The following is a 25,595-nucleotide window of genomic DNA, read 5'->3' as shown; positions in this document are numbered from 1 at the left end:
CAGCAATTCCCTTTTTTAGTTCGATTTAATTCGTTCTAATTCATATAGGAAATTATCGTTTAAGATTTTGATGTATGTCCCTTTCATCCCGAGCGAACGTGACTCGATGACTCCTGCACTTTCGAGCTTACGAAGCGCATTGACGATGACGGAACGCGTGATACCGACGCGATCGGCAATCTTTGAAGCGACGAGTAATCCTTCATTTCCTTCCAGCTCTTCGAAGATATGCTCAATCGCTTCAAGTTCTGAATAAGACAATGAATTGATCGCCATCTGAACGACCGCTTTCTTGCGTGCTTTATCTTCCGCCTCATGAGCCTTTTCACGAAGGATCTCCATCCCGACGACTGTCGCACCATACTCCGCAAGCACGAGGTCTTCTTCGTTGAAGTCTTCTACCATACGACCGAGAACAAGTGTACCAAGGCGTTCGCCACCACCGATGATTGGTACGATCGTCGTCTTTGACGTTTCGAACGTATCACGGTTATCGACCGGGAATGCCGTATGTTCGCTATCGATGGCAATGTTTGCTGTTGTTTCAGTGACGTTAAATAATTTTTTCGTATAATCTTCCGGGAATTGACGTTCTTCTAAGAAACCACGGACCCGGTCATTTTCGATTTGTTGCTTGATTGCGATACCTAGTAACTTACCGCGCCGACTTACGATGAATGTGTTCGATTCCATGACTTCGCTGAGTCGATCAGCCATGACCTTGAAATCAACATGTGTGCTCGCTTCTTGTTGTAACATCGTATTCAGCTTCCGCGTTTTCGCCAATAAATTCATTTTTTCTTCCTCCACTTTATAAGATGAACTGACTTAAGTCTCGATCATCCGCTACTTTTCCAACTCGATCCGTCACGTATTGTGGCGTGATCGTTACATCCGTCTCCGGCATGTCTGCTGCTTCGAAGGATAATTCCTCAAGGACCCGCTCCATGATTGTATACAAGCGTCGCGCTCCGATATTATCCGTCTCATCGTTCACTTGTGCAGCAATCCGTGCGATTTCACGAATGGCTTCTTCTGTAAAGGTGACATGAACGTGTTCTGCCCCTAATAATGCTTTATATTGTTTGAGTAATGCTTGATTCGGTTCAGTTAAAATCTTAACAAAGTCATCTTCTGTCAAACTGTCGAGTTCGACACGGATCGGAAAGCGACCTTGGAGTTCAGGAATCAGATCAGATGGTTTTGCCATATGGAATGCACCCGCAGCGATGAACAAGATGTGATCCGTCTTGACTGGACCATATTTCGTAACGATCGTCGATCCTTCAACAATCGGTAAGATGTCTCGCTGAACACCTTCTCGTGAAACACCAGCTGAGTCATGTCCTTTTGTCGCAATCTTATCGATCTCATCGACGAAGATGATGCCCATCTGTTCTGCACGGCGGACAGCTTCGTCATGGACTTCGTTCAAGTCAAGCAATCGTTCTGCTTCTTCCGCTGTTAAAATCGGACGTGCTTCCTTGACTGTAAGCTGACGCTTCTTCGTTTTCTTCGGCATAACTTGTCCGAGCATATCCTGAAGATTCGCAAGCCCCTCCATACCTTGTTGCCCAGAGAATAAATCCACTTGACGTTCTTCGACATCGACCTCGATCATTCGATCCTCGAGTTGCCCCGTCAGCAATTGCTGACGAAGTAACGAACGGTCGGCTGTCGCTTCCGATGTATCTGGCTCTTGTTGCTTTTGGTTACCACCGAACAACATTTCAAACGGATTCGTTCCACCACCAAGACCAGATGACGATTTTTTACCAGACAACGCATCAACGATTCGTTCGTTCGCCACTGCTTCCGCTCGATCCTTAAGCGCTTCTTTTTTCTCATCTTTGACAAGACGTAGAGACGCTTCCACGAGATCCCGCACCATTGACTCCACATCACGACCGACGTACCCTACTTCCGTGAACTTCGTCGCTTCGATTTTGACGAACGGCGCACGGACGAGTTTCGCGAGGCGTCGCGCAATTTCAGTCTTTCCGACTCCGGTCGGTCCGATCATCAGGATATTCTTCGGTGTGACTTCATCCCGCATCGATGCATCGAGTAGTTGTCGACGGTACCGATTACGTAAAGCAATCGCCACCGCACGTTTAGCATCCGCTTGTCCGATGACATGTTCATTTAACTTCTCGACGATTTGTCTTGGCGTCAATTCATGCATGGTCATTGCCTCCGATCGTTTCTAGGATGATTTGATCGTTCGTAAAGACACAGAGTTCACCAGCCGTCTCAAGAGCTGCGCGGGCGATCTCCTCTGCTGTGAGATGACTTGCGTGTCGAGCTAACGCGCGACCTGCTGCAAGCGCATAATTACCACCTGAACCGATTGCGAGAATGCCGTCATCCGGTTCGATGACTTCCCCGTTTCCGGATACAAGTAAGAGATGTGTTCCATCCATGACGAGTAAGAGTGCTTCTAGTTGACGCAACATCTTATCGCCTCGCCATTCCTTCGCCAGCTCAACTGCTGCCCGTTGTAAGTTCCCGTTATACATTTCAAGCTTCGCTTCGAATTTTTCAAAGAGTGTGAACGCGTCCGCGACACTTCCAGCAAATCCGGCAATGACTTTGCCACCATAGAGGCGCCGTACTTTTTTCGCACTTTTCTTCATGATGACTTGGTTTCCGAAAGTCACCTGTCCGTCTCCGCTCATCGCGGATTGTCCGTTATGTTGAATCGCAAAAATCGTCGTTGCATGAAACATCAATGTTTCCTCCCTTAGGCACGAGGATGTGCTTGTTGATAAACATGTCGTAATCGTTCCGTCGTTACGTGTGTATACTGACCAGTCGTCGACAGCGATGCGTGTCCAAGTAACTCCTGGACCGCTCGCAAATCGGCGCCTCTTTCCAGTAAATCTGTCGCGAAACTATGACGAAGCGCATGTGGTGTCACATGTTTCCCAACGAGTTGTTCCCCTTTTTTCATGATTTTCCGAATCGCATCCGTCGTCAATCGACGCCCTGAATGAGACAAGAACAACGCTTGCTCATGACCTGCGATTGGATCTCGTGATGGTAAGTACAGTTCTAATGCATCTTTAGCAAAGGTTCCGATTGGTGCGATGCGTTCCTTCCCACCTTTTCCATACACATGGACGTAGGAGTGATCAGTCGCGAGATCACGAAGATCTAGTTGAACGACCTCGCTGACCCGCATACCCGTCGCATATAAAAGTTCTACTAACGCCACATTCCGGTTACCAAGCGTATCACTCGATCGAAAGGCGTCAAGGAAACGTTCATATTCCGTTGGGACGAGGAATGTCGGAAGTCCTTGTTGTCGTTTTGGTGCTTTTAATCCATCGAATGGATTAGGCTCATCGGTGTCACGTGTCAAAAAACGACCAAATTGTTTGAGGCAGGAAACTTTTTGTGCAATCGTCGCCCGCGCCAGCTCCTGATCGTAAAGAGCATACAAATAACGCCGTGCACTTGCCAATTCAATCGATCGTAACTGATGATCGCGGCAAAAAGCGGCGTATTGTCGAAGTGTTTGATCATAAGAGCGACCCGTGTTCGGAGATAATTGACGTTCAATATGAACATACCGCATAAAATCTTCTAGCAGTCGCTCAAAAGCAGTGTCTATCCCCATGAATGCGCCCCCTTCTGACCATTTCATTCTCGAATCGCCCTTAGCATAGCACAGACCAAGTAGTCTGACAATAGACCAAAAACCGAAAAATTAACGAAATTATCGCGCTTTTATGACAAATTAAGAAATGGGGAGAAAGAGCGCTGAATCACGCCTTTCTCCCCATCAAAAATCACATATCCGTGAAATCTTTGATTGCTTCAAGTGCTCGCTCTGCGTAGAGCGCATACTTCTCAGGTTTTTTCATCCGAACCGGATGACCAACGAGTGCTGGTACCAATCCGAAGTTGGCATTCATTGGCTGGAAGTTCTTCCCTTCCGTCGTCGTGATATAGTGCGACATCGCACCCATCATCGTTTCCTGCGGGAACGTAACCGGTTCCGCCTCATTGACGAGACGTGCCGCGTTAATTCCTGCTGTTAAACCGGACGCTGCTGACTCGACGTACCCTTCGACACCTGTCATTTGACCAGCAAAGAACAAGTCGTCACGTGTACGTGTCTGATACGTTGGTTTCAACAAATTCGGTGAGTTGACGAACGTGTTACGGTGCATGACACCATAACGGACGATTTCTGCATTCTCAAGACCAGGAATCAAGCGAATGATCCGCTTTTGTTCGCCCCATTTCAAATGTGTCTGGAAGCCGACAAGGTTGAACAATGTTCCAGCTGAGTTATCCTGACGCAATTGAACGACAGCATATGATCGTTTGCCTGTCTTCGGATCTTCCAGTCCGACTGGCTTCATTGGTCCGAACAAGAGCGTTTTCGGTCCGCGAGAAGCGAGAACTTCAAATGGCATACAGCCCTCGAAGTAAATCTCTTTTTCAAATTCCTTCAGTGGAACGACTTCCGCATTGATCAGCTCATCATAGAAGAGCTGGAATTCTTCTTCCGTCATTGGACAATTCAAGTAGGCAGCTTCGCCTTTATCATATCGTGATTTCAGGTAAACCTTCTCACGATCGATCGTGTCTCCATCGAGAATCGGTGCCGCTGCATCGAAGAAGTATAGGTAATCTTCACCTGTGAATTGTTTAAGTGATTCCGATAATGCCGCACTCGTCAACGGACCCGTCGCGACGATCGTCGGACCATCTGGAATCGCTTCGATTTCTTCATGATGGACGGTAACGTTCGGGTGGTTTTTCAACGTTTCCGTCACATATCCTGCGAAGTCATGCCGATCGACAGCAAGTGCTCCACCTGCTGGAACGCTCGCTAAGTCTGCTGCTTTCATGATCAAGGAATCGAGCTGACGCATCTCTTCCTTTAAGACACCAACTGCGTTCGTTAACTGGTTCGCTCGAAGTGAGTTCGAACAGACGAGTTCAGCGAATTGGTCTGTATGGTGCGCGGGTGTCTGTTTGACAGGCCGCATTTCATATAAATCTACTTGTACGCCGCGTTTTGCAAGTTGCCATGCTGCTTCAGAACCTGCAAGTCCCGCGCCGATTACCGTTACACGTTTCAACGGTCATTCCTCCTCTTGCTCCTGATCGATGCGTGTTTCATGATGTCCACAAGATGTACATTCTACTTTCACACCGTTCTTGATTTTCTTTTGTACCATCATACTACTACATACCGGACATGGTTCTTCGACCGGTTTATCCCATGAGACGAACTCACACTCCGGATAGTTCGAACAACCGTAGAACAAACGTCCTTTTTTACTACGACGTTCGACGATGTCGCCCGTTCCACATGTCGGACACTTCACACCGATCTCGACTTGGATCGGTTTCGTGTTACGACACTCTGGGAAGTTCGAGCACGCCATGAACTTGCCATAACGCCCCATCTTGATGACCATCGGATGACCACAGACTTCACAATCTTCTCCAGCCGGTTCATCTTTGATTTCAATCTTCTCGATTTCTGCTTCTGCTCGTGTCAGACGCTTTGCAAAGGATTTATAGATTGGATCGACGACTTCCGTCCACTGCATGTCACCTTTTTCGATCGCATCGAGTAAAGCTTCCATGTCTGCCGTGAACTGGACAGTGATGAACTCTTGGAAATAGTCGCTGATCATATCGATGACGAGTTCACCGAGTTCCGTTGGTAAGAATTTCTTCTCTTCAAGCGTCACGTAACCCCGTTTTTGAATCGTATCGAGCGTCGGCGCATACGTCGACGGACGACCGATACCGAGCTCTTCCATCGCCCGGACAAGACGTGCTTCCGTATAACGTGGCGGTGGTTGTGTGAAGTGTTGTTTCGGTTCGATTGCTGATTGTTTCAACTCTTCCCCTTCATCGAGTGGAGGAAGTAGTCCTTCCTTGACGTCTGAAACCGCCTCATCGTCCGTATCTTCGATGTAGACCTTCATGAAGCCCGGGAATTTAACGGTCGACCCGTTCGCACGGAACGTGACGTCGTTCGAGACGAGATCGATTTTGACAGTATCGAGAATCGCTGGCGCCATCTGGCTTGCGACGAACCGTTCCCAAATTAGTTTATATAAGCGGAACTGATCACGCGATAAATACGATTTGACGAGTTGTGGCTCGCGCATCGTCGAAGTCGGACGAACCGCTTCGTGTGCATCTTGTGAGTTCGCTGATTTCTTTTCTTTACGTTTCTCGCTTGCGATGTATTCTTTTCCGTACGCCTGCTCAATGAACCCGTGTGCTTCGAGATTCGCCGAATCTGACGTCCGTGTCGAATCGGTACGCATATACGTAATCAAACCGACTGTACCTTCTTTTCCAATTTCGATTCCTTCGTATAGCTGTTGTGCGATCATCATCGTCTTCTTCGCTCGGAAGTTCAGCTTACGTGCTGCCTCCTGTTGCAAAGAACTCGTCGTAAACGGTAACGCCGGATTCCGTTTCCGCTCTTTTTTCGTGACGGAATCAACTGTAAAGTCTTCTGAGAGTTGATTCAAGATTTGATCGACTTCTTCTTGCGAATGAAGTTCACGCTTCTTGCCATCGACTCCGTAGAAGTTCGCTTCGAGCTTTTCACCGTTTGCATCGAGTTCGAGTTTGATCGTCCAGTATTCTTCAGGCATGAACGCATTGATTTCTTGTTCACGATCGATGATCATCTTGACGGCAACGGATTGAACGCGTCCCGCAGATAACCCTTTTTTAATCTTCTTCCATAATAACGGACTCATGCTGTAACCAACAAGGCGGTCCAAGATACGACGGGCTTGTTGCGCATCGACAAGATCATAGTTGAGCTTGCGTGGTCGCTTGAACGAATCCTTGATGGCATCTTTCGTGATTTCATTGAAGACGACGCGGCACTCCGTTGATTCATCAACGCCTAATGCTTTAGCTAAATGCCATGCGATCGCTTCCCCTTCACGGTCGGGGTCGGCTGCGAGATAGATTTTTTGTGCTTTTTTCGCAGCTGTCTTGAGTTCTTTTAAGACCGGACCTTTACCACGGATCGTGATATATTTCGGTTCATAGTCATGTTCGACGTCGACTCCCATTTGGCTTTTCGGCAAGTCAATGACGTGCCCCATCGACGCTTTCACGGTATAGTTGGATCCGAGATAACGTTTAATGGTTTTTGCCTTAGCGGGTGACTCGACGATTACTAGATATTTTGCCATTGCAATCGCTCCCTATTAGAGGCGTACTCGTATTTTAATCTCACTTATCATAGTAGTCTCGATTCCCATTTGTCAACGTTCAGCCGAATACTTTTTGAAACTTCTTCCGGATCAAGGAGTGGAATCGCTCCTTCTGCGATCAATTGATTCGTTCCGGTAAAGAACGATTCCGTGGGACAACCCGGCAAACAATAGACATCTTTTCCTTGGTCAAGCGCATGACTGGCAGTATTCATCGTACCGCTTCGTTTCGCCGCTTCGACGATGATCAACGATGAAGATAATCCAGCAATGATCCGGTTCCGTTCTAGAAATTGAAATTTTTGAATAGGAGTTCCAGGTGGATATTCAGAGAGAAGAAGACCGTTCGAGAGGATGCGTTCAAAAAGAGAAGCATGGGAAGTAGGATATAGACGATCAAGTCCTCCTGCAAGAACCGCAATCGTTGTCTGCTGATGTTTTAAGGACAAGCGATGGACGAGGGCATCGATACCATAGGCACCTCCGGAAACGGTGGCGAGATCTGGATGAAAGAAGGGTTGCAAGAAACGCATGCGGGAAAGATGGTGCGGTGAGGGGGTTCGACTACCGATGATACTGACGCGTGGAAGTGTTAGGCGGGACGGATCACCGCGGTAAAAGAGGGCATAGACCGGTTGAGGGATCGTCAGTAACACAGTCGGAAACAGTGGATCTCCTTTGACTAGAATCGACTCTTCGATCCAATCAAGCTGTAATGCTTGTTCATACCGTTTTCGAAGACGCGTCGAAACGGGTAATTCATGACTTGGAACGATTCCAAATTGCTCAATCAATCGGACGATCGTGTAGGGTACCTGACACATGGCGAAGCGGATATACAGTTCACGTTTCATGAGATCAGCGCTCCTTATTTAAGCTTCTTATTTATATAGAAGAAAGCCGTCCTGATTTGATCAGGACAGCTCCTTTTTTTGATTTATTTGACTGTGCTGTTCGTCACGCACTCGTCATAGATCCCTGCTTCTTTGATGACACGGATTAACGTCTCACCAATGACAGCTGGTGTTTCTGCCACTTCGATTCCGTTTGCACGGAGTGTCTTGATTTTTTCAGCAGCTGTTCCTTTACCGCCAGAGATGATCGCACCTGCGTGACCCATCCGTTTGCCGGCAGGAGCTGTTTGACCACCGATGAAACCAATGACTGGTTTCGTCATGTTCGCTTTGACCCACTCAGCCGCTTCTTCTTCAGCTGTTCCACCGATTTCCCCTAACATGATAACGGCTTTTGTTTCTGGATCTTCGTTGAATGCTTTGAGCGTATCGATGAAGTCCGTTCCGTTGACCGGGTCGCCCCCGATACCAACAGCTGTCGATTGACCGATACCAGCAGTCGTCAATTGATGGACAGCTTCATATGTCAAAGTCCCAGAACGTGAGACGATACCGACATGACCTGGTGTATGGATATATCCTGGCATGATACCAAGTTTCGCGACACCTGGAGTGATGACGCCCGGGCAGTTCGGTCCGATGAGACGAACTGGTTTGCCTTCGAGGTAACGTTTTACTTTGACCATATCAAGAACTGGAATACCTTCCGTGATACAGATGATCAGCGCGATGTTCGCATCTGCTGCTTCCATGATTGCATCCGCTGCGAATGCTGGTGGTACGTAGATGATCGATGCGTTCGCACCCGTTTTTTCGACCGCTTGTGCGACCGTATCAAAGACAGGAACACCACCGAGTACTTCCGTACCGCCTTTTCCTGGTGTGACACCGCCTACGAGGTTTGTGCCGTAGTCGATCATCTGTTCACCGTGGAACATCCCTTGGTTACCAGTAATCCCTTGAATAATGACTTTCGTCGATTCGTTCACCCAAATACTCATCTTTAGCTCCCCCTTACTTCACGAGCGCAGCGATTTTTTCTGCGCCGTCTGCCATTGATGTAGCTGCTGTAATCGCTAGACCTGAATCTTTGAGAATTTGTTTCCCTGCATCAACGTTCGTCCCTTCAAGACGAACGACGAGTGGCAATTCGAGACCGACTTCTTTTGTCGCCGCAACGATACCTTCTGCGATGACGTCACATTTCATGATTCCACCGAAGATGTTGACGAAAATCCCTTTGACGTTCTCATCCGACAAGATCAGTTTAAAGGCTTCTGTTACTTTTTCCTTCGTCGCACCACCACCGACATCGAGGAAGTTCGCAGGATCACCACTGAAGTGTTTGATGATATCCATCGTTGCCATGGCAAGACCAGCACCATTGACGAGGCAACCGATGTTTCCATCGAGCGCGATATAGTTCAAATCACTCTTTGATGCTTCGACTTCGCGTGGATCTTCTTCTGTTTCATCACGTAACGCCACGATGTCCGCATGACGATACAATGCATTTGAGTCGAAGTTCAACTTCGCATCCAGTGCGAGGACTTCGCCATCCTTCGTCGTAACGAGTGGGTTGATTTCTGCGATCGAACAATCCTTGTCGACGAAGAAGTTATAGAGTTTCGTGACCATACCGACGAACTTGTTGACGAGCTTCACAGGAACACCCATTGCAAACGCAAGTTTACGCGCTTGGAATCCTTGAAGACCAACTGCAGGATCGACGACTTCTTTGATGATTTTTTCTGGTCTCGCTTCCGCCACCTCTTCGATGTCCATACCACCTTCACTTGATCCCATGATGACGACACGTCCTGTCACACGATCAAGTACGATTCCAAGATAGTATTCTTTGTCAATCGCACACCCTTCTTCGACGAGAAGACGTTGAACGACTTTTCCTTCTGGACCTGTTTGGTGCGTGACGAGCGTTTTGCCGAGTAACTCCGTCGCATATTCCTTCACTTCTTCTTGCGATTTCGCAAGCTTGACGCCACCTGCTTTACCGCGTCCCCCCGCGTGAATTTGAGCTTTGACGACTTTGATCGGGCCTGACAATTGTTCTGATGCATCGACCGCCTCTTCGACGGTGAAGGCTGCGATTCCGTTTGGTACGGGTACACCGTACGAACGAAGTAATTCTTTTGCCTGATACTCATGTACATTCATGAAAAAATCCCCCTTAACCCCTTTAGTTTCGGCTCTTTCATTGTAGTTAAAATTGGAAGCGCTGTCTATCGTTATCGACCGAAAGCTTTATTTTTTCAGAAGTTCATCTTGATCGAGACGATATAAAAAGGCGAATAACTCAGCGATGACACCGTATAATTCTTCCGGAATCTGTTCTGATACTTGAACAGCATCTAGTAACGTCATCAATGTTTCGTCCTGCCGGATCGGAATATCATGTTTTAATGCCTCTTCTAAAATCCGTTCTGCGATGTGTTCCGATCCCTTAGCAACGACTTTTGGGGCATGCATCTGTTCTTCGTATGATAGAGCTATTGCTTTTTTCATATATGAAGATCCACCCTTCCGTTACGCGTTGAGATATCATGCGGTACGCGCTCTTTCGTCTGTTCGACCCAATCGAATCGCGTCAATGCATAGCCTTGTTCCTCAAGACGAGTCTGAATTTGCGGTGTGTAGGCTTGCATGAACGTATTGACGTGCGCATTTGGATGAAAGACGGAAATCGAAACATTCCGGTCTACGATCAAGACGTCGACAGCGACCTCACCGAGCGTCGGTAATTGAAGATATAGGACGACGCGGGCATGATTTGGATCAAACGTCCGTTCGAACGGTGCTTCCATCATGAGATCAACATCTTCGAATGGTCCAAATTGAGGTAATTGAAATAAATAGACTCCTTTCCCTGCTTCGTTCGTTGCTTGGACGAGTTGTTGCGCTAAAATCTGATCACTCGTCTTTCGATCAAGCGTTCGACCTGTCTCGTCACCCTTTGCCAGTTGAACGAGTTCGGTAAGGGCGTGTTTTAACTGCTTCGCTTCTCCTTCCGTCACCGGTTGACCAATTTGCCTTAGGAGTTCCCGTGTTTCCGCAGTCGGTACCGTCTGGCGTTGTAAAAAGGAGTCGAGTAACTGGGGGAGAGCCGACTTTTGCGGAACAGACTCGGTCGAGATAATTTTTAAAACCGGTTGTCCCTCTGCTGAAACGACTTGAAAGCGATACATGTTCCCTTCTTTTAATTCAGCCGTCGTCCCTGCCGTCAAGACGCGTTGACCGACTTGGAGTTCCATTAATCCGTCCGGCAACAGCTTCAATACTTTACCGACGATGTTTGCTCCTTCCCGTAACGGTAGGTTCGCATGATCGATGATTTTAAATGGAAGTAAGGCACGATGTTCGATTTGCATGCTCGATTCCTCCTAAAGACGTTCTTTGACAGGACGGAATGTTTTCCGGTGAATCGGTGTGACGCCCAGTGTATCGAGCGCTTGTAAATGTATCGGTGTTCCGTAACCTGCGTGTGTTTCAAATCCATATCCCGGATACTCGATTGCGTATTGTTCCATCATCGCATCTCGTGTCTCTTTCGCAACGACACTTGCAGCAGCAATGGAGACACTTCGCGCATCTCCTTTGATAAGAGAGAGTTGTGGTGTATCGTCGTCGAGTGTCATCGCATCGACAAGTAAGGCATCCGGTCGTAATTGGTGTACTGCGTCTTGCATCGCCCGTTTCGACGCCTGATAGATATTGATTTCGTCGATTTCAGCCGGTTCGATGATGCCGATCGCAATCTCAGCAACTTCTTGCAGATGCTTAAGTGCCGCTTGCCGCTGTACTTTACTCATCTGTTTTGAATCCGTTAGTCCTGGATGATAGAATCCGTCTGGTAAGATGACCGCTGCTGCGACGACCGGACCAGCTAGTGGACCTCGCCCGACTTCGTCCACTCCTGCAATTCGAACGTATCCTTGCTGACGATACTCGTCTTCAAATGCGAGTCGTTCCTTGAAATCGATCCGTTGCTGCTCTTCGTGCGCAAATCGTCGTTCTGTCTGACGAAACAGTGTATGCACCCCTTTTCGCGTATCTGACGCCAGTTCCTGCTTTAACTGAATAAATTCTTCTAATGTTGCTTTTTGCAATCGTTCTTTTAATTCTGCTATCTTCATACATCCTGCTCCTTTGAAAAAAACTTGGACATCAAAAGATGTCCAAGTCCGTTATGCATGCGTTTCCCACTCTTCAACCGTTTCAAGCGTCACTCGACCTAGCTTTTCCGTTCGTAGTTCATGCAGGAGCATTTCGCTCGTCCGCTCGAAATCGACATAGCCACCTGAGACGAAACCACGTTTTTTACCGATTGCTTCGAGTACATCAACCGCTTCTCCCGATACTTCGTCGAGACGATAGCGCTCACGCAATTGCTCCGGATACCTTGTCTTTAGCTCACGAAGGGCAAATAGCGCGATATCGTCGATGTTTAAGATATCATCCTTGATCGCTCCTGTCGCTGCTAACCGATACCCGACGACTTGATCGTCGAACTTCGGCCAGAGGATACCTGGTGTATCGAGTAATTCCATCTCACCTGTCTTCATTTTGATCCATTGCTGGCGTTTCGTCACACCCGGACGGTCACCGGTGATTGCGATGTTCCGACCAGCGAGACGATTGATGAGCGTCGATTTCCCAACGTTTGGAATACCGATGATCAAGGCACGGATTGCACTCGGATTCCGACCTTTTTCTCGCATCCGTGCATGCTTTTCTTTCATTAAACGTAACGCACCTTCATGGATTTGATTCAATCCTTTGTTATGCTTCGCGTCAACCGCGACGACATCGACACCATCTGCTCGTAATGCGTTCATCCATTGTTCTGTCAATCGTTTATCCGCCATGTCTGCCTTATTGAGGACGATCAGTCGCGGCTTACCTGCCGTAATCTGTTCGACCATCGGGTTACGGCTCGACATCGGAAGACGTGCATCGACGAGTTCGATCACCACATCGATCAACTTTAATTTTTCTGTGACTTCCCGACGTGCTTTGGCCATGTGACCGGGGAACCATTGAATCGTCATATCCTTCACCTCGTTCATATATTCCTGGACTTCTTGCTGATCATACGATACATGAAAAAACATCCACTCCCTAGTATACGCAACTTAAGACAAGAAAAGAAGATGAGCTGCTTACTTTTAACGGCAAGCGTCTCATCTTCTTTCGTTTTAATCGACAGAGCGTACATCATTGAATGGATAGAAGACGAAGTTCGTCGTTCCGACGATTTGTTCTTCATCCACGAAACCGATATCACGACTATCTTTTGAATTTTGACGATTGTCTCCCATGACGAATACTTTCCCTTTTGGAACAGTCGTCTCTCCTGTTCGCTCTTCAAGCGTGAAGTCTTCCGTCAATGGCACACCACTCATCTGGGCTTTGTATTCTTTCAGATACGGTTCGGCGACCTTCTTATCGTTGACATACAACGTATCGTCTTTGTAATACATCGTATCTCCCGGAACAGCGATGACCCGTTTGATGTAGTCTCGCGTTTCCGTTGCATGGAAGACGACGATATCGCCTCTTTCTGGTTCATTAAAATAGTACGGGACCTTATTGACGATCATTCGATCCGCATTGTGTAAGGTCGGCATCATCGATTCCCCATCAACGATGACGGGTACGAACAGGAACGTTCGAATGATGAACGCGATGACGAGCGCTACGACGAGCGCCTTTACCCAACTGAATAACTCCTTCACGAATTCCACTCCCTTGATTAACGCAATTTCTTCCTAAGGACTAGTATACGCATAAACTGCAAAAAAAAGAAGCTTGTCCGGAGACAAGCCACTTTTTCACATGATTAACGACGAATTTCTTTAATACGCGCCGCTTTACCGCGAAGGTTACGGAGGTAGTAAAGTTTCGCACGACGGACTTTACCGTAGCGAACGACTTCGATTTGTGCAACACGTGGTGAGTGGAGCGGGAAAGCACGCTCAACGCCAACTCCGTAAGAAATTTTACGGACTGTGAATGTTTCACTGATGCCGCCACCGTGACGTTTGATGACTACGCCTTCGAAGAGCTGAATACGCTCACGCGTACCCTCGACGACTTTAACGTGTACACGGACTGTATCCCCAGGACGGAACGCAGGGACGTCTGACTTGATTTGTTCTTGTGTAAGTTCACGGAACAATTGTTGTGTGTTCATGAATGATTTCTCCTTTTTTCACCAATGTTCTTATCTTCATTTGCTTCAAGCATCCGACAGCGGAACATCGTTAATGGGTGGCTTTTGCCACATGTTTTAACTTATCATAGATTCAGTCGTTTGACAATCCTGAAATCGAGTCTAAATAACGTTGATCTTCATCCGTTAACGATGCATCCACGAGAAGATCAGGACGCCGCTCATATGTCCGCTTCAGCGACTGTTCCCGTCGCCATTTTTCAATTCGGGCATGGTTGCCTGATAACAAGACATCGGGTACTCGATACCCTTTATATTCTGCCGGACGCGTATAGTGCGGGTATTCGAGAAGTCCCGTCGAGAAGGAATCATCTTCGTGACTCGCAGAAGCACCGAGGACGTCCGGTAAGAGGCGAACGACGGCGTCGATCATCGTCATCGCAGCGAGTTCTCCTCCCGTCAAGACGAAGTCTCCGAGCGAGACCTCATCCGTCACCAACTGATCATGGATTCGCTGATCAAACCCCTCATAGTGGCCACATAAGAAGACAAGTTCTTCTTCGTTTGCCCATTCTTCCGCCATTCGTTGCGAAAACCGTTTACCGGTCGGTGTCATGACGATGATTCGTCGTTTTCGTTCCGGTAGACTTGCCATCGCATCGAAGACGGGTTGAGGTGTCAACAGCATGCCGGCTCCTCCGCCATACGGATAATCATCGACCTTACCATGTCGATTCGTTGAAAAGTCTCGAAAATTGATTGTTTCGAGTATGACGTGTTGATCGTCTTGCGCTCGCTTGACGATCGAATGATCAAGCGCTGAAAACATCTCTGGAAACAGCGTCAATACACGGATGTTCATTCCTCGATCAGTCCCGGAAGCGGCGTGATCTGAATGCGTTTCTGTTCGACGTCGACGGAAGCGACGACCTGCTCGATATACGGGATCAGGACATCTTTTTTTCCGTCGCGTTTGATCGTCCAGACGTCATTTGCGCCCGTTTCGAGAATGTCGGATACGACTCCGATTTTCGTCTCACCGTCATAAACCGTACAACCGATGATCTCATGATAGTAAAATTCATGCTCGTCTAAGTCCTGTAAGTCTTCTGCATGGACATAGAGTTTCAATCCTTTGTACTTCTCGACGTCATTGATATGATGCATCCCTTTGAACGTCACCATGATGAATTGTTTATGCTTTCGGTAGCCACTGATCGTTACCGGTGTATACGTGCCTTCAGAGCCGAGAAAGACTTCTTTTCCGACCTTAAAGCGTTCTTCCGGAAAATCCGTGCTTGCGAGTAACTTCAATTCCCCTTTTAGACCGTGCGTGTTGGCGATTTTCGCAATTTCCAACCATTCCATTCGTTTCACTTCCTTTCTTGAATTAAAAAAAGGAGGTAAGCTTTCGCTCACCTCCTAACGTCTTACTTCGCGAGTTTCGCGTTGTGGAATTTCTCCATGATACCAGCTTGTGAGAAGAGGTTACGAACTGTGTCCGAAGGTTTAGCACCTTCAGAGAGCCATTTAAGAGCTAGCTCTTCGTTGATTTTAACTTCTGCTTCTGGTTTAGCAACTGGATTGTAGTATCCGATTTGCTCGATGAAACGACCATCACGTGGTGCACGTGAGTCTGCTACTACCACACGGTAGAAAGGTGATTTTTTTGCGCCCATGCGCTTAAGACGAATTTTAACTGCCATTCGTAAGTCCCTCCAAATAATAAATGATTTTTTCGTTTAGTCAAATTGACAACTTCATTAGTATACAACGTTACAGCAAAAGAGAAAAGACTTTTAAAAGAATGGAAGGCCAAAGCCTTTCTTTTTCCCTTTGCCCATCTGTCCGGAAAATTGTTTCATCATTTTCCGCATGTCTTCGAACTGTTTAATGAGGCGGTTGACTTCTTGGATACTGCGTCCGCTACCACGGGCAATCCGCTTCCGACGGCTCGCATTCAAGATTTCAGGTTCAGTCCGCTCTCGTTTCGTCATCGATTGGATGATCGCTTCGACATACACGAGTTGCTTCTCATCGATTTGGGCGTTTTTCAACCCCTTCATCTTCCCTTTACCTGCCCCAGGGATCATTCCCAACAGTTCGTCGAGTGGACCCATCTGTTTCACTTGCTGCAACTGCTCGATGAAATCATCGAATGTAAACGATGCATCGCGCATTTTGCTTTCTAACTCTTTGGCACGCGTAGCGTCCATTTGTGACTCTGCTTTTTCAATCAGTGTCAGCATGTCTCCCATGCCTAGAATCCGAGACGCCATCCGCTCGGGATAGAATGGTTCGATGGCATCGAGCTTCTCTCCAAGACCGACGAACTTAATCGGTGCTCCGGTGACTGCCTTGATGGAGAGTGCTGCACCACCTCGCGTATCTCCGTCGAGCTTCGTCAGAACGACTCCCGTTACGCCAAGCTTCTCGTTGAAGCTCTCTGCGACGTTGACGGCATCCTGACCCGTCATCGAATCGACGACAAGGAAGATTTCATGCGGTTTGGCGATCTCCTTAACATCAACGAGTTCCTGCATCAGTTCCTCATCGACGTGTAAGCGACCTGCCGTATCGATCAACACGATATCGTGATGATGCTCTTTTGCATAATCGAGTGCACCGGTAACGATTTCTTGTGGACTAACCTGATCTCCCATCGAGAAGACCGGTAACTCCAATTGTTTTCCGAGTGTCTCTAATTGTTTGATTGCTGCCGGACGATAAATATCCGCCGCAACAAGCAAAGGACTACGATTATGTTTTTTACGTAAATGATTGGCAAGTTTACCCGTTGTCGTTGTTTTACCTGCCCCTTGCAGACCCGTCATCATGATGACGGTCGGAGGACGGTTCGCAAGCGTCAATGGTGACACTTCTGCACCCATCAGATTCGTCAATTCATCGTGGACGATTTTGACGACTTGTTGTCCTGGCGTCAAAGACGTCATGACATCCTGTCCGACGGCGCGTTCCTTTACATCATTTACGAATTGTTTGACGACCTTGAAGTTGACGTCGGCTTCGAGTAGCGCTAAGCGAACTTCGCGCATCATCTCTTTGACGTCTGCTTCAGAAATCTTACCTTTACCTCGCATTTTAGCGAGACTGGCTTGAAGCCGTTCCGATAATCCTTCGAATGCCATTAAGAATGCCTCCTACTCTAATTGCTCCAATGTCTCAATGATCACTAGGGCTTCACCCGGAAGGTCGCATTGCTTCAGCTGATCGAGTAACTGCTTTCGCCGTTCGTGTTTCTTGAACAACGATAGTCGTTCTTCATACTGCTCGAGCATGGCTTCCGTGCGTTTTATGTTGTCGTAGACTGCTTGTCGGCTGACTTCAAACTCATCGGCGATCTCACCTAAGGAAAAGTCATCTAAGTAATAGAGTGACATGTAATTCCGTTGTTTTGGCGTCAAAAGCTCCTGATAAAAGTCAATCAGATAATTCATCCGGTTCGTTTTATCAAGTGTCATTCGAGCACCTCCGCAATGTTAAGTGAAATTCCTTTACAGATAGTATAGTACAGCCCTCACAGTGTGTTGTCAAGTTTTTTTCTTTACATGAAACGTCGCTTATTCCGCGCTTTCTTCCGTGTCGACGTTTTCTTTTTCTTCAAAGACATCGCCGAACAGTCCATATACGAATTGTTCTGCGTCAAATGGTTGTAAATCATCGATTTTTTCACCGAGACCCACGAACTTCACCGGTAGATTCAGCTCGTTCTTGATCGCAAGAACAATCCCACCTTTTGCTGTGCCGTCAAGTTTCGTTAAAACGATTCCGCTAACGTTCGTCGCTTGTTTGAAGGCTTTTGCCTGCACCATCGCGTTTTGTCCTGTTGTTGCGTCAAGTGCTAGTAACACTTCATGGGGTGCGCCTGGAATCTCACGTTCAATGACGCGTTTGACCTTTTCGAGCTCGTTCATCAAATTGACCTTGTTTTGCAGGCGTCCCGCCGTATCACAAATCAGGATGTCGACCTTACGTGCTTTCGCTGCTTGGACGGCGTCATAAACGACAGCAGCCGGATCGGAGCCTTCGCCTTGGCGGATGACCGGTACACCGGAGCGTTCGCCCCAGACTTGCAGTTGATCGATCGCACCAGCCCGGAACGTATCTCCCGCTGCTAACATGACGCTCTTACCTTCTTGTTTTAATCGGTTCGCAAGTTTCCCGATCGTTGTCGTCTTACCGACCCCGTTGACACCAACGAAGAGAATGACATTCAGCTCATGATCAAGATCAAGGGCTGTCTCTTCTTCTTCGAATAACATGTTCGCGACGACTTCAACGAGGACATCCCGGACTTGTTTTGGATCCTTGACGTTACGTCGTTTGACTTCTGTCTTTAATTCTTCGACCAAATCCATCGTCGTCGTCACACCGACGTCTGCTTGGATCAACACTTCTTCTAACTCTTCGAAAAAGTCTTCATCGACTTCACGGAAGCGGTAGACGAGATCATTGACGGCACTCGCTAAACCGTCGCGTGTCTTCGTCAAGCCTTCCGTAAATTTAGTCGTGACTTCTTGTGTCGAAGTCGTCAAGCGGTCTTTCAGTTTTTTAAAGAAACTCATCGTTTAATCTCCTTTGGTTCTTCACTTAATGTACGTCGTGCCTCTTCTAGTTTAACGGATAACACTTCAGATATCCCGTTTTGCTGCATCGTGACGCCGTAAAGGACATCTGCCGCCTCCATCGTTCCTTTCCGATGGGTGATGATGACGAACTGTGTCTCGCGTGCTAGCTGATGGACGAACTCGCCGAATCGCGCGACGTTCGCTTCGTCAAGCGCCGCCTCGACCTCATCGAGGACACAGAACGGGACAGGACGTGTCTTTAGAATCGCAAATAATAAGGCGATTGCTGTCAAAGCACGCTCTCCACCGGACAAGAGCGACAAATTCTGCAGCTTCTTACCAGGCGGTTTGGCAACGATATCAATTCCACTCGTCAACAGATCACTCGGGTCAACGAGGACTAGATCGGCTTCACCGCCCCCGAATAACTCGCGGAATGTTTCCCGGAAGTGTTCTCGGACAGCATCATACGTTTGACGGAACAATCGAATGACTTCTCGGTCCATCTCTTCGATGACGCCATAGAGATCGGTTTTAGCAGCGACGAGATCATCCCGTTGCGCGGATAGGAACGTAAACCGTTCATCGACCTCTGCGAATTCCTCAATCGCACCGATGTTGACGATGCCGATTTCTTCGAGTTGGCGTTTGAGCAGATGAATTTCCTCTTTTGCCTCTTCATACGATAAATCAAGTGGTGCAATCAGTTCGAGCAGTAATCCCATCTCTTCCAGCATTTCTTGTCTTGTCTCAAGACGCGTGCTCGTTTTCCCTTGCGAGAGTCGTAGCTGCTCGAGTGCCTGTTTCGTCGTTTGTTGATCGTCCTTCGTCTTCGCTTCGCGGATCCGGATCAAGCGCAGGGATTCTGCTTGTACTTGAATCCGTTGCCCGATCGCGACGAGTTCGGTCTCGACCTGTTGTTGTTCCTGTTCCTGTTCGCGCTGTTCCGCGTGCAAGGCATCGATTTTCGCTTCGTCGAATCCTTCGAGGACATGACGCAAGTCACGGCGTTTATGACCACGTTCAAGCTTCGCGTGACTGACCTGTTCCGTCAGGCGTTCGATCTCTTGCGTAAGCTGCGCTTGTTTCATTTGAATCGTCCGCTCTTCGAGAACTGCTTCTGCTTGTTCCTTCTTCAGTTCGTCCATCGTGACGGCACCACGGGCTTGCGCATCCTTGAGACGATCTAAGGCTTGTCTGAGCTCCGTTTGACGCTCCGTCCATTTTGCGATCTCGACTTCCGACGTCTCGATGATCCGACGTGCTTCCTGTTCTTGTTCGAGTACACGTGCCATCTGTCGATCTTCAACTGATAATTCAGACGTCATGACAGCAAGATGACGGTTCGCATCTGCTAACGTATCGCGCGATTGTTCGAGTTGTCCTTGTAATGCTTGAATCGTTTCTGTCCGCGTCCGAGCAGTAGCATCAAGAGTCTGGATCGCCGCTCTCAGATCTTCCAAGCGGCGCATCTGCTCTCGAATGACCGCTTGCCCGCGCGTCAGTCCCTCTTTTAACTCATCAAGCTCGCGCGATTGACTGAACAATGGTGTGCCTTTTTTCCGACTTCCGCCAGTCATCGTACCGCCGACGTTGACGACATCTCCTTCGAGCGTGACGAGACGATAGCGATGTCCTGTCGAACGGGCGATTTGGTTCGCCTGTTCGAGTGACTCGACGACGAGTGTCGTACCGAGCAAGTTCATCTTTAATTTCGTCAACGTCTCGTCTGTCGTCACGAGATCACTTGCGATCCCGACGAACCCAGACATTCCACCGACTTGTTCTCGTACTGAACGATTGACTTCGCGTGCTTGGAGTGAGGCGAGCGGCATGAACGTCGCTCGACCGGCATTTAACCGCCGAAGCTCCTGGATCAGACGACGTCCTGTCGCATCGGTATCAACGACGATGTTTTGCATTGCCCCACCAAGCGCTGTCTCGATTGCCGCTTCAAACCGCGCCGGAACCGAAATCAACTCCGCGACCGCTCCGTAAATACCTGGGTGCTGATCTCGTTGTTTTAAAATCGTCTTCACGGCACCGAAATAACCGCTATAGTCGGCTTTGACGGATTCAAGGAATTCAATCCGGTCTTCCGTCTTATGCCGACGTCGCTCTAAATCCGCAACGGACTGTTCGACTTGTCGTAACGCATGTTGTTGTTCATTTCGTGCTGCAAGTGCCGTCGTCTCTTCTTCCGTTGCTTGGTCCAACTTCGTCCGGATCGAAGCGACATCCGCCTCTAGTCGAGCGACGTCTTCCTCGAGTTGACGACGCGTCGATTGTTTCGTACCGCTGTCCGCCGTAAATGAACGTTGTTGTTCTTCTGCCTGCATGAGATCTTGCTTCGCCCGATTATAGGCATTATTCGTCGCAGCTAATCGACTCGCCACTTCAAAGGCTTCCGAACGTAATACTTCGGCTTCCTTATCGAAATCACGATCGGTTTGTGTCAGCGCTTGATCGGCTCGTTCCCGTTCAGCTGTGATCCGCTTTGCTTCCTGATCGACTTCTGCTTGGCGTTCCTGTAAAGCGGTCAGTTCGAGTTCCAGTTCCTTGACGCGTTCTTCGACGACGGCAACCTCTTGTTCGAGTCGCTCTTTCGTCTCGGTCCCGTGTTTTTCACGCTCTTTCGCTAGGTTAAGGGCACCTTGGATCTCAACAAGTCGCGTCGAGACATGTCGAAGTTGCTCCTGCAACGCGTGTTCTTGTTGTCGTTCTTCTTCGAGCGTCGATTCTTGATTTTCTCGGGACAAGACGGTCTCTTCGTAAGTCGTCTTTTGAGACACAAGGCGTTCTTCACATTGTGCGATGTCACGCGCTAGTGTTTCGAGCTCCGTCTGATACGTCGTGATTTCATGCGCCAAGATACCACGCTCGAGGACATCATGCCGTTCTCGAGCGACGAGATACTCTTTCGCGAGCGCCGCTTGTTCACGTAACGGCTCGATTCGTCCGCCAAGTTCATATAAAATATCATCGACACGCGATAGATTCGCTTCCGTATCACTTAATTTCCGCTCGGCTTGCTTCTTGCGATGACGATACTTCAAGACGCCTGCTGCTTCTTCAATGACAGCACGGCGTTCTTCCGGTTTACCGGAGATGACTTGTTCAACTCGCCCTTGTCCGATGATTGCAAAAGCATCACGCGACAAGCCTGTGTCCATGAACAGATCAAGGACATCCTTCAGGCGACATGGTTTTTTATTTAAAAAATAATCGCTGTCTCCGTTGCGGCTGACACGCCGCGTGACACTGATTTCCTGATACGGCAACGCAACCGTTCCCGACTCGTTGTCTAAGACGAGCGTCACCTCGGCAAATTGTTTCCGGTGTTCAGACAGACTGCCGGCAAAAATGACGTCTTCCATCTTCGCCCCGCGCAGTGACTTCGCAGATTGTTCTCCGAGCACCCAACGAACAGCGTCCGATATATTTGATTTCCCACTTCCGTTCGGTCCGACGACTGCCGTGACACCCGGAAGGAATTCTAATTCAGTTCGACTGGCAAATGATTTGAAGCCATTGATTTCAATTCGTTTTAAGTACATCTTGATCACCCGTATGTTTAAATTTCTTTTGAATTTCTTTCAGTTTACCATAGCCGAAACGCTAGCAACATGATAGGTTTTAAGGTAGTATCACGCGAAACAAGAAGAAGAGGAGCGAATAACACGATGACGATTGAACAAATGATTGAAGCAATCTTAGATAAATTGAACATCATCAACAAAGGGGTCATTAAAGCAGAACAGTTCGACGGCTCAAAAAACGAGGACTTAAAAGAGATTTATGAGTTCGTCATGATGCGCGACTCGTTATCACTGGCAGAGGTCGATGCGATCGTCGACGAACTGAAATCCCTCAAAACTGTCTAATCAAGCGAACTTCACACGATAAAGGCCGATCATCTCTCACGCATTCGAGAGATGGTCGGCCTTTTGTTGCTTAAAACTGTTTCTTTAATTCAAGTAAGGCTTGTTTTGCCGCTTGTTGTTCTGCCTCTTTTTTCGATCGGCCTGTCCCGATCCCTTCCAGCTCATCCGCGACTTGGACACGCGAGATGAATTCCCGACTATGCGCCGGACCGCGCTCCTCGATGATTTCATACTCGATGACACCTAAGCCGACACGTTGAATCGCTTCCTGTAATTGACTCTTGAAATCTGTCTGTTCTTCAAAAAAGCCTGTCGCCACTTTCGGAAAAACCGCTTCGGCGAGGAATCGTTCGGCTGCTTCGATGCCTTGGTCAAGATACAAGGCGCCAATGAAGGATTCGAAGACATCCGCAAGTAAGGCTGGACGATTCCGACCACCGGTCAGTTCTTCCCCCTTACCTAACAGAATCATATCGGAAAACTGATAGTGATTCGCAAATTGGACGAGTGACGGTTCACAGACGATTGCCGCTCGCAATTTCGTTAATTCCCCCTCGGAACGTTCCGGGTAGTGTTCGAATAGATAGCGTGACACCGTCAACTCTAAGACCGCGTCCCCTAAAAATTCTAGGCGTTCGTTATCCCCTTCAGACTCGCGTTGTTCATTGACGAACGAAGAATGCGTGAAGGCTTGTTTTAATAGCTCGACATTAGAAAACGTGATATTCAGGCGCTCTTGTAACGCTTCGAATTTCTGCTCGATTTGAGCGAGCGTCCGAGCATCCTTGCGTCGTTTTACATAGGGTCCTTTTCGGACACGACGTCCTTTTTGATTCGTCATAGTTCCTCCTAAACAGCTAAAGCCCACCGCAAATTGCGGTGGGTCAGCTTCAATGATCAGACTTGTGTTTCGATGTAGTTGACGACATCGCCGACAGTCTTCAAGTTTTCTGCTTGCTCATCTTCGATCGTGATTTCGAACTTGTCTTCTAAGTCCATGACGAGTTCCATGACTTCGAGAGAGTCAGCACCGAGGTCGTCTTTGAACGATTTATCAAGTGTGATTTCACTTTGTTCTTTTCCTAATTTTTCTGCGATTGCTTCTTGTACGTCTACTAAGATTTGTTCTTTTGTCATTTTAAAATCCCTCCATGAGTTGAGTATATAAGATGATTGCCGATTTGGCAAAGTACTACCGTTAGTTATGTTACATCGTCATGCCGCCATCGACGGCAAGAGTTTGTCCTGTGATGTATCGTGCTTCATCTGAAGCGATGAAACTGACGAGTGAAGCGATATCGTCGGTTTGACCGAAGCGTTTCAACGGAATTTGCCCAAGTGACAGGTTCCGCTGTTCTTCCGTCAATTCGTCCGTCATGTCCGTTTCGATGAAGCCTGGACAGATGGCATTGACTGTGACGCCTTTACTAGCTAGTTCACGTGCGACAGATTTCGTCAGCCCGATCAGACCCGCTTTCGCTGCGACATAGTTCGCTTGCCCTGGATTTCCGGAAATACCGACGACTGATGCGATGTTGATGATACGACCGCTTGTTTTTAACAACGGACGTGTCGCGGCTTGCGTGACGAGAAACGCCCCTTTCAGGTTCGTATCGATGACAGCATCGAAATCTGCTTCCTTCATGCGCATCAGCAAACCATCACGCGTGATGCCGGCATTATTGACGACACAATCCAGTTGACCGAATGTGTCGATCGTCTGTTTGATCATCTGTTTGACAGCATCTGCTTCAGCGACATTCGCTTGAATCGCGAGTGCCTCTCCGCCAGCTTCCTTGATTTCACGGACGACAGCTTCCGCCTTGTCCGTGCTTCCTGCATAGTTGACGACGACACGGAAACCATCTGTTGCCAATCGCTTCGCGATGGCAGCTCCGATGCCGCGTGACGCGCCAGTAACGAGTGCTACTTTACTCAACGAATTCCCTCCGCTTCCAATTGCTCAAGTGTCGTGATGCTGATGATCTTTGCATCTTTTTTGATTCGTTTCACGAGACCGCTCAACGGAGATGATGGACCGAACTCGATGAATGTATCCGCACCTTCTTCGATCAGACGCTCGACGCATGATTCGAATCGAACCGGTGAGTAGAGCTGCTGAACGAGCAAACGAATCAATTCGTCTGGTTGATCGTGGAACGCACTGTCGACGTTCGAGATGAATTTCGTCTTCGCCGCTTCAAACGGTGACGAAACGAGAATGTCTTCGAATCGTGGTGCGAATGGTGTCATGAGTGACGAATGGAACGCACCTGAGACATCAAGCGGTAAGACACGTTTTGCTCCGAGCTCTTTTAACTTCGCTGTAGCGGATTCGACCGCTGCGATTTGTCCAGAGATGACGAATTGCCCGGGACAGTTGTAGTTGGCGATCTGGACGATCTCTCCCGTTGCCGCAATCGATTCGACCGCGTGATGGGCTGCCTCGACATCATTCATGCCGATGACCGCCGCCATCGTTCCACCCGTGACTTGATTCATGAGTTTTCCGCGTTCTCGGACGAGATAGACGGCTTCAGACGGTGTGATGACAGAAGCTGCGACGAGCGCACTATATTCTCCAACACTGTGTCCGAGTACGAAATCAGGTGTATGTCCTTGTGCTGCGTACTGCTGTGCGAGTAATGCACTGTGTGCGACGATGGCTGGTTGAGCGATGTCCGTCGCTTTCAATTCATCCTTCGTCCCTGTCGTCATCAGCGTCGTCAGATCCAGACCAATTCGCGTTCCGAGGTCAGCGAGTGCTTGGCGTGTCTCGTCTTGCGTGATGAGCGTCTGTCCCATTCCAGGGGTTTGTGACCCTTGTCCCGGAAACATCCAAACTGTTTTCCCCATCT

General features: G+C 48.3%; 27 protein-coding genes. 1 reads left to right on the top strand and 26 read right to left on the bottom strand.

The genetic code is table 11. From position 1 onward, the window contains the following. Positions 1-15 precede the first annotated feature (15 nt). The 22 genes from codY to smc all read right to left on the bottom strand — a co-directional run bounded on the left by codY (position 16) and on the right by smc (position 22,410). Complete coding sequence (gene codY, locus KNQ06_RS04535; protein WP_023468725.1) at positions 16-795, bottom strand: GTP-sensing pleiotropic transcriptional regulator CodY; 780 nt, start codon at positions 793-795, stop codon at positions 16-18. A gap of 16 nt (positions 796-811) precedes the next feature. Continuing rightward, the gene (gene hslU, locus KNQ06_RS04530) at positions 812-2,185 is read right to left on the bottom strand and encodes an ATP-dependent protease ATPase subunit HslU (RefSeq protein WP_058705424.1); all 1,374 of its coding nucleotides are present in this window, start codon (positions 2,183-2,185) and stop codon (positions 812-814) included. Then, positions 2,178-2,729 carry an ATP-dependent protease subunit HslV gene (gene hslV, locus KNQ06_RS04525; protein ID WP_023468727.1) on the bottom strand — a complete coding sequence of 184 codons (552 nt, stop codon included), beginning with the start codon at positions 2,727-2,729 and terminating at the stop codon, positions 2,178-2,180. The genes hslU and hslV overlap by 8 nt, the downstream gene beginning before the upstream one ends. Before the next feature lie 14 nt (positions 2,730-2,743). Further along, positions 2,744-3,622 (bottom strand): tyrosine recombinase XerC, encoded by an 879-nt coding sequence (locus KNQ06_RS04520; protein WP_214723613.1) that lies wholly within the window; start codon positions 3,620-3,622, stop codon positions 2,744-2,746. A gap of 172 nt (positions 3,623-3,794) precedes the next feature. Continuing rightward, on the bottom strand, positions 3,795-5,099 hold the full coding sequence (trmFO, locus tag KNQ06_RS04515) for an FADH(2)-oxidizing methylenetetrahydrofolate--tRNA-(uracil(54)-C(5))-methyltransferase TrmFO (RefSeq protein ID WP_215147425.1): 1,305 nt from the start codon (positions 5,097-5,099) through the stop codon (positions 3,795-3,797). Positions 5,100-5,102: 3 nt separating this feature from the next. Next, a complete protein-coding gene (topA, locus tag KNQ06_RS04510; protein ID WP_029342082.1) occupies positions 5,103-7,199 on the bottom strand; it encodes a type I DNA topoisomerase in 2,097 nt (698 codons plus the stop codon). Positions 7,200-7,246: 47 nt separating this feature from the next. Further along, positions 7,247-8,074 carry a DNA-processing protein DprA gene (dprA, locus tag KNQ06_RS04505; protein WP_214805163.1) on the bottom strand — a complete coding sequence of 276 codons (828 nt, stop codon included), beginning with the start codon at positions 8,072-8,074 and terminating at the stop codon, positions 7,247-7,249. An 83-nt stretch (positions 8,075-8,157) separates the two neighbouring features. Continuing rightward, the gene (gene sucD, locus KNQ06_RS04500) at positions 8,158-9,075 is read right to left on the bottom strand and encodes a succinate--CoA ligase subunit alpha (protein WP_023468731.1); all 918 of its coding nucleotides are present in this window, start codon (positions 9,073-9,075) and stop codon (positions 8,158-8,160) included. 13 nt (positions 9,076-9,088) lie between these two features. After that, positions 9,089-10,249, bottom strand: a complete 1,161-nt coding sequence (sucC, locus tag KNQ06_RS04495) for an ADP-forming succinate--CoA ligase subunit beta (protein ID WP_215147423.1) — start codon at positions 10,247-10,249, stop codon at positions 9,089-9,091. Positions 10,250-10,336: 87 nt separating this feature from the next. Beyond that, positions 10,337-10,597, bottom strand: a complete 261-nt coding sequence (locus tag KNQ06_RS04490) for an EscU/YscU/HrcU family type III secretion system export apparatus switch protein (RefSeq protein ID WP_214723618.1) — start codon at positions 10,595-10,597, stop codon at positions 10,337-10,339. After that, positions 10,594-11,460 carry a flagellar hook-length control protein FliK gene (locus KNQ06_RS04485; protein WP_214723619.1) on the bottom strand — a complete coding sequence of 289 codons (867 nt, stop codon included), beginning with the start codon at positions 11,458-11,460 and terminating at the stop codon, positions 10,594-10,596. The genes KNQ06_RS04490 and KNQ06_RS04485 overlap by 4 nt, the downstream gene beginning before the upstream one ends. A gap of 12 nt (positions 11,461-11,472) precedes the next feature. Next, positions 11,473-12,225: a ribonuclease HII gene (locus tag KNQ06_RS04480; RefSeq protein ID WP_214723621.1), complete on the bottom strand. Its 753-nt coding sequence runs from the start codon at positions 12,223-12,225 to the stop codon at positions 11,473-11,475. Positions 12,226-12,276: 51 nt separating this feature from the next. Further along, the gene (gene ylqF / locus KNQ06_RS04475; protein ID WP_214723623.1) at positions 12,277-13,140 is read right to left on the bottom strand and encodes a ribosome biogenesis GTPase YlqF; all 864 of its coding nucleotides are present in this window, start codon (positions 13,138-13,140) and stop codon (positions 12,277-12,279) included. Positions 13,141-13,287: 147 nt separating this feature from the next. Then, positions 13,288-13,827: a signal peptidase I gene (lepB, locus tag KNQ06_RS04470; RefSeq protein WP_034786034.1), complete on the bottom strand. Its 540-nt coding sequence runs from the start codon at positions 13,825-13,827 to the stop codon at positions 13,288-13,290. A 104-nt stretch (positions 13,828-13,931) separates the two neighbouring features. Next, positions 13,932-14,285 (bottom strand): 50S ribosomal protein L19, encoded by a 354-nt coding sequence (gene rplS / locus KNQ06_RS04465; RefSeq protein WP_023468738.1) that lies wholly within the window; start codon positions 14,283-14,285, stop codon positions 13,932-13,934. A gap of 112 nt (positions 14,286-14,397) precedes the next feature. Beyond that, positions 14,398-15,126, bottom strand: a complete 729-nt coding sequence (gene trmD / locus KNQ06_RS04460; protein WP_023468739.1) for a tRNA (guanosine(37)-N1)-methyltransferase TrmD — start codon at positions 15,124-15,126, stop codon at positions 14,398-14,400. Then, the gene (rimM, locus tag KNQ06_RS04455) at positions 15,123-15,632 is read right to left on the bottom strand and encodes a ribosome maturation factor RimM (RefSeq protein ID WP_023468740.1); all 510 of its coding nucleotides are present in this window, start codon (positions 15,630-15,632) and stop codon (positions 15,123-15,125) included. The genes trmD and rimM overlap by 4 nt, the downstream gene beginning before the upstream one ends. Positions 15,633-15,694: 62 nt before the next feature. After that, a complete protein-coding gene (gene rpsP / locus KNQ06_RS04450) occupies positions 15,695-15,970 on the bottom strand; it encodes a 30S ribosomal protein S16 (RefSeq protein WP_023468741.1) in 276 nt (91 codons plus the stop codon). A gap of 93 nt (positions 15,971-16,063) precedes the next feature. Continuing rightward, positions 16,064-17,413: a signal recognition particle protein gene (gene ffh / locus KNQ06_RS04445; protein WP_023468742.1), complete on the bottom strand. Its 1,350-nt coding sequence runs from the start codon at positions 17,411-17,413 to the stop codon at positions 16,064-16,066. Between the two features lie 12 nt (positions 17,414-17,425). Further along, the gene (locus KNQ06_RS04440; protein ID WP_023468743.1) at positions 17,426-17,746 is read right to left on the bottom strand and encodes a putative DNA-binding protein; all 321 of its coding nucleotides are present in this window, start codon (positions 17,744-17,746) and stop codon (positions 17,426-17,428) included. 99 nt (positions 17,747-17,845) lie between these two features. After that, positions 17,846-18,850: a signal recognition particle-docking protein FtsY gene (gene ftsY, locus KNQ06_RS04435; RefSeq protein WP_215147421.1), complete on the bottom strand. Its 1,005-nt coding sequence runs from the start codon at positions 18,848-18,850 to the stop codon at positions 17,846-17,848. Next, on the bottom strand, positions 18,847-22,410 hold the full coding sequence (gene smc, locus KNQ06_RS04430) for a chromosome segregation protein SMC (protein ID WP_215147419.1): 3,564 nt from the start codon (positions 22,408-22,410) through the stop codon (positions 18,847-18,849). Before smc ends, ftsY begins: the two co-directional genes overlap by 4 nt. A 126-nt stretch (positions 22,411-22,536) precedes the next feature. Between smc and KNQ06_RS04425 the strand changes: the two genes are divergently transcribed. Continuing rightward, complete coding sequence (locus tag KNQ06_RS04425) at positions 22,537-22,737, top strand: DUF1128 family protein (RefSeq protein ID WP_023468746.1); 201 nt, start codon at positions 22,537-22,539, stop codon at positions 22,735-22,737. A 70-nt stretch (positions 22,738-22,807) separates the two neighbouring features. On the opposite strand, the gene rnc is transcribed toward KNQ06_RS04425, so the two are convergent. From rnc to fabD, 4 genes are all read right to left on the bottom strand, one after another. After that, complete coding sequence (gene rnc, locus KNQ06_RS04420; protein ID WP_023468747.1) at positions 22,808-23,578, bottom strand: ribonuclease III; 771 nt, start codon at positions 23,576-23,578, stop codon at positions 22,808-22,810. A 56-nt stretch (positions 23,579-23,634) separates the two neighbouring features. Beyond that, positions 23,635-23,874: an acyl carrier protein gene (gene acpP / locus KNQ06_RS04415; protein ID WP_029342095.1), complete on the bottom strand. Its 240-nt coding sequence runs from the start codon at positions 23,872-23,874 to the stop codon at positions 23,635-23,637. A 70-nt stretch (positions 23,875-23,944) separates the two neighbouring features. Beyond that, entirely contained in the window at positions 23,945-24,676 is a 732-nt protein-coding gene (gene fabG / locus KNQ06_RS04410; RefSeq protein ID WP_035396763.1) for a 3-oxoacyl-[acyl-carrier-protein] reductase, read from the bottom strand. After that, positions 24,673-25,593 (bottom strand): ACP S-malonyltransferase, encoded by a 921-nt coding sequence (gene fabD / locus KNQ06_RS04405; protein WP_035396761.1) that lies wholly within the window; start codon positions 25,591-25,593, stop codon positions 24,673-24,675. Before fabD ends, fabG begins: the two co-directional genes overlap by 4 nt. Positions 25,594-25,595: the final 2 nt, after the last annotated feature.

The organism is Exiguobacterium sp. s91 (assembly GCF_018618915.1).
Lineage (GTDB): Bacteria > Bacillota > Bacilli > Exiguobacteriales > Exiguobacteriaceae > Exiguobacterium_A > Exiguobacterium_A abrahamii.
The sequence above is the reverse complement of the archived record's forward strand: the minus strand, read 5'-3'. Positions and strand labels throughout refer to the sequence as shown.

Bases quoted from the DNA above. Each gene is read 5' to 3' on its own strand.
- codY (WP_023468725.1), bottom strand. From the start codon at position 795: ATGAATTTATTGGCGAAAACGCGGAAGCTGAATACGATGTTACAACAA.
- hslU (WP_058705424.1), bottom strand. From the start codon at position 2,185: ATGCATGAATTGACGCCAAGACAAATCGTCGAGAAGTTAAATGAACAT.
- hslV (WP_023468727.1), bottom strand. From the start codon at position 2,729: ATGTTTCATGCAACGACGATTTTTGCGATTCAACATAACGGACAATCC.
- KNQ06_RS04520 (WP_214723613.1), bottom strand. From the start codon at position 3,622: ATGGGGATAGACACTGCTTTTGAGCGACTGCTAGAAGATTTTATGCGG.
- topA (WP_029342082.1), bottom strand. From the start codon at position 7,199: ATGGCAAAATATCTAGTAATCGTCGAGTCACCCGCTAAGGCAAAAACC.
- dprA (WP_214805163.1), bottom strand. From the start codon at position 8,074: ATGAAACGTGAACTGTATATCCGCTTCGCCATGTGTCAGGTACCCTAC.
- sucD (WP_023468731.1), bottom strand. From the start codon at position 9,075: ATGAGTATTTGGGTGAACGAATCGACGAAAGTCATTATTCAAGGGATT.
- sucC (WP_215147423.1), bottom strand. From the start codon at position 10,249: ATGAATGTACATGAGTATCAGGCAAAAGAATTACTTCGTTCGTACGGT.
- KNQ06_RS04490 (WP_214723618.1), bottom strand. From the start codon at position 10,597: ATGAAAAAAGCAATAGCTCTATCATACGAAGAACAGATGCATGCCCCA.
- KNQ06_RS04485 (WP_214723619.1), bottom strand. From the start codon at position 11,460: ATGCAAATCGAACATCGTGCCTTACTTCCATTTAAAATCATCGATCAT.
- KNQ06_RS04480 (WP_214723621.1), bottom strand. From the start codon at position 12,225: ATGAAGATAGCAGAATTAAAAGAACGATTGCAAAAAGCAACATTAGAA.
- ylqF (WP_214723623.1), bottom strand. From the start codon at position 13,140: ATGACGATTCAATGGTTCCCCGGTCACATGGCCAAAGCACGTCGGGAA.
- rplS (WP_023468738.1), bottom strand. From the start codon at position 14,285: ATGAACACACAACAATTGTTCCGTGAACTTACACAAGAACAAATCAAG.
- trmD (WP_023468739.1), bottom strand. From the start codon at position 15,126: ATGAACATCCGTGTATTGACGCTGTTTCCAGAGATGTTTTCAGCGCTT.
- rimM (WP_023468740.1), bottom strand. From the start codon at position 15,632: ATGGAATGGTTGGAAATTGCGAAAATCGCCAACACGCACGGTCTAAAA.
- rpsP (WP_023468741.1), bottom strand. From the start codon at position 15,970: ATGGCAGTTAAAATTCGTCTTAAGCGCATGGGCGCAAAAAAATCACCT.
- ffh (WP_023468742.1), bottom strand. From the start codon at position 17,413: ATGGCATTCGAAGGATTATCGGAACGGCTTCAAGCCAGTCTCGCTAAA.
- KNQ06_RS04440 (WP_023468743.1), bottom strand. From the start codon at position 17,746: ATGACACTTGATAAAACGAACCGGATGAATTATCTGATTGACTTTTAT.
- ftsY (WP_215147421.1), bottom strand. From the start codon at position 18,850: ATGAGTTTCTTTAAAAAACTGAAAGACCGCTTGACGACTTCGACACAA.
- smc (WP_215147419.1), bottom strand. From the start codon at position 22,410: ATGTACTTAAAACGAATTGAAATCAATGGCTTCAAATCATTTGCCAGT.
- KNQ06_RS04425 (WP_023468746.1), top strand. From the start codon at position 22,537: ATGACGATTGAACAAATGATTGAAGCAATCTTAGATAAATTGAACATC.
- rnc (WP_023468747.1), bottom strand. From the start codon at position 23,578: ATGACGAATCAAAAAGGACGTCGTGTCCGAAAAGGACCCTATGTAAAA.
- acpP (WP_029342095.1), bottom strand. From the start codon at position 23,874: ATGACAAAAGAACAAATCTTAGTAGACGTACAAGAAGCAATCGCAGAA.
- fabD (WP_035396761.1), bottom strand. From the start codon at position 25,593: ATGGGGAAAACAGTTTGGATGTTTCCGGGACAAGGGTCACAAACCCCT.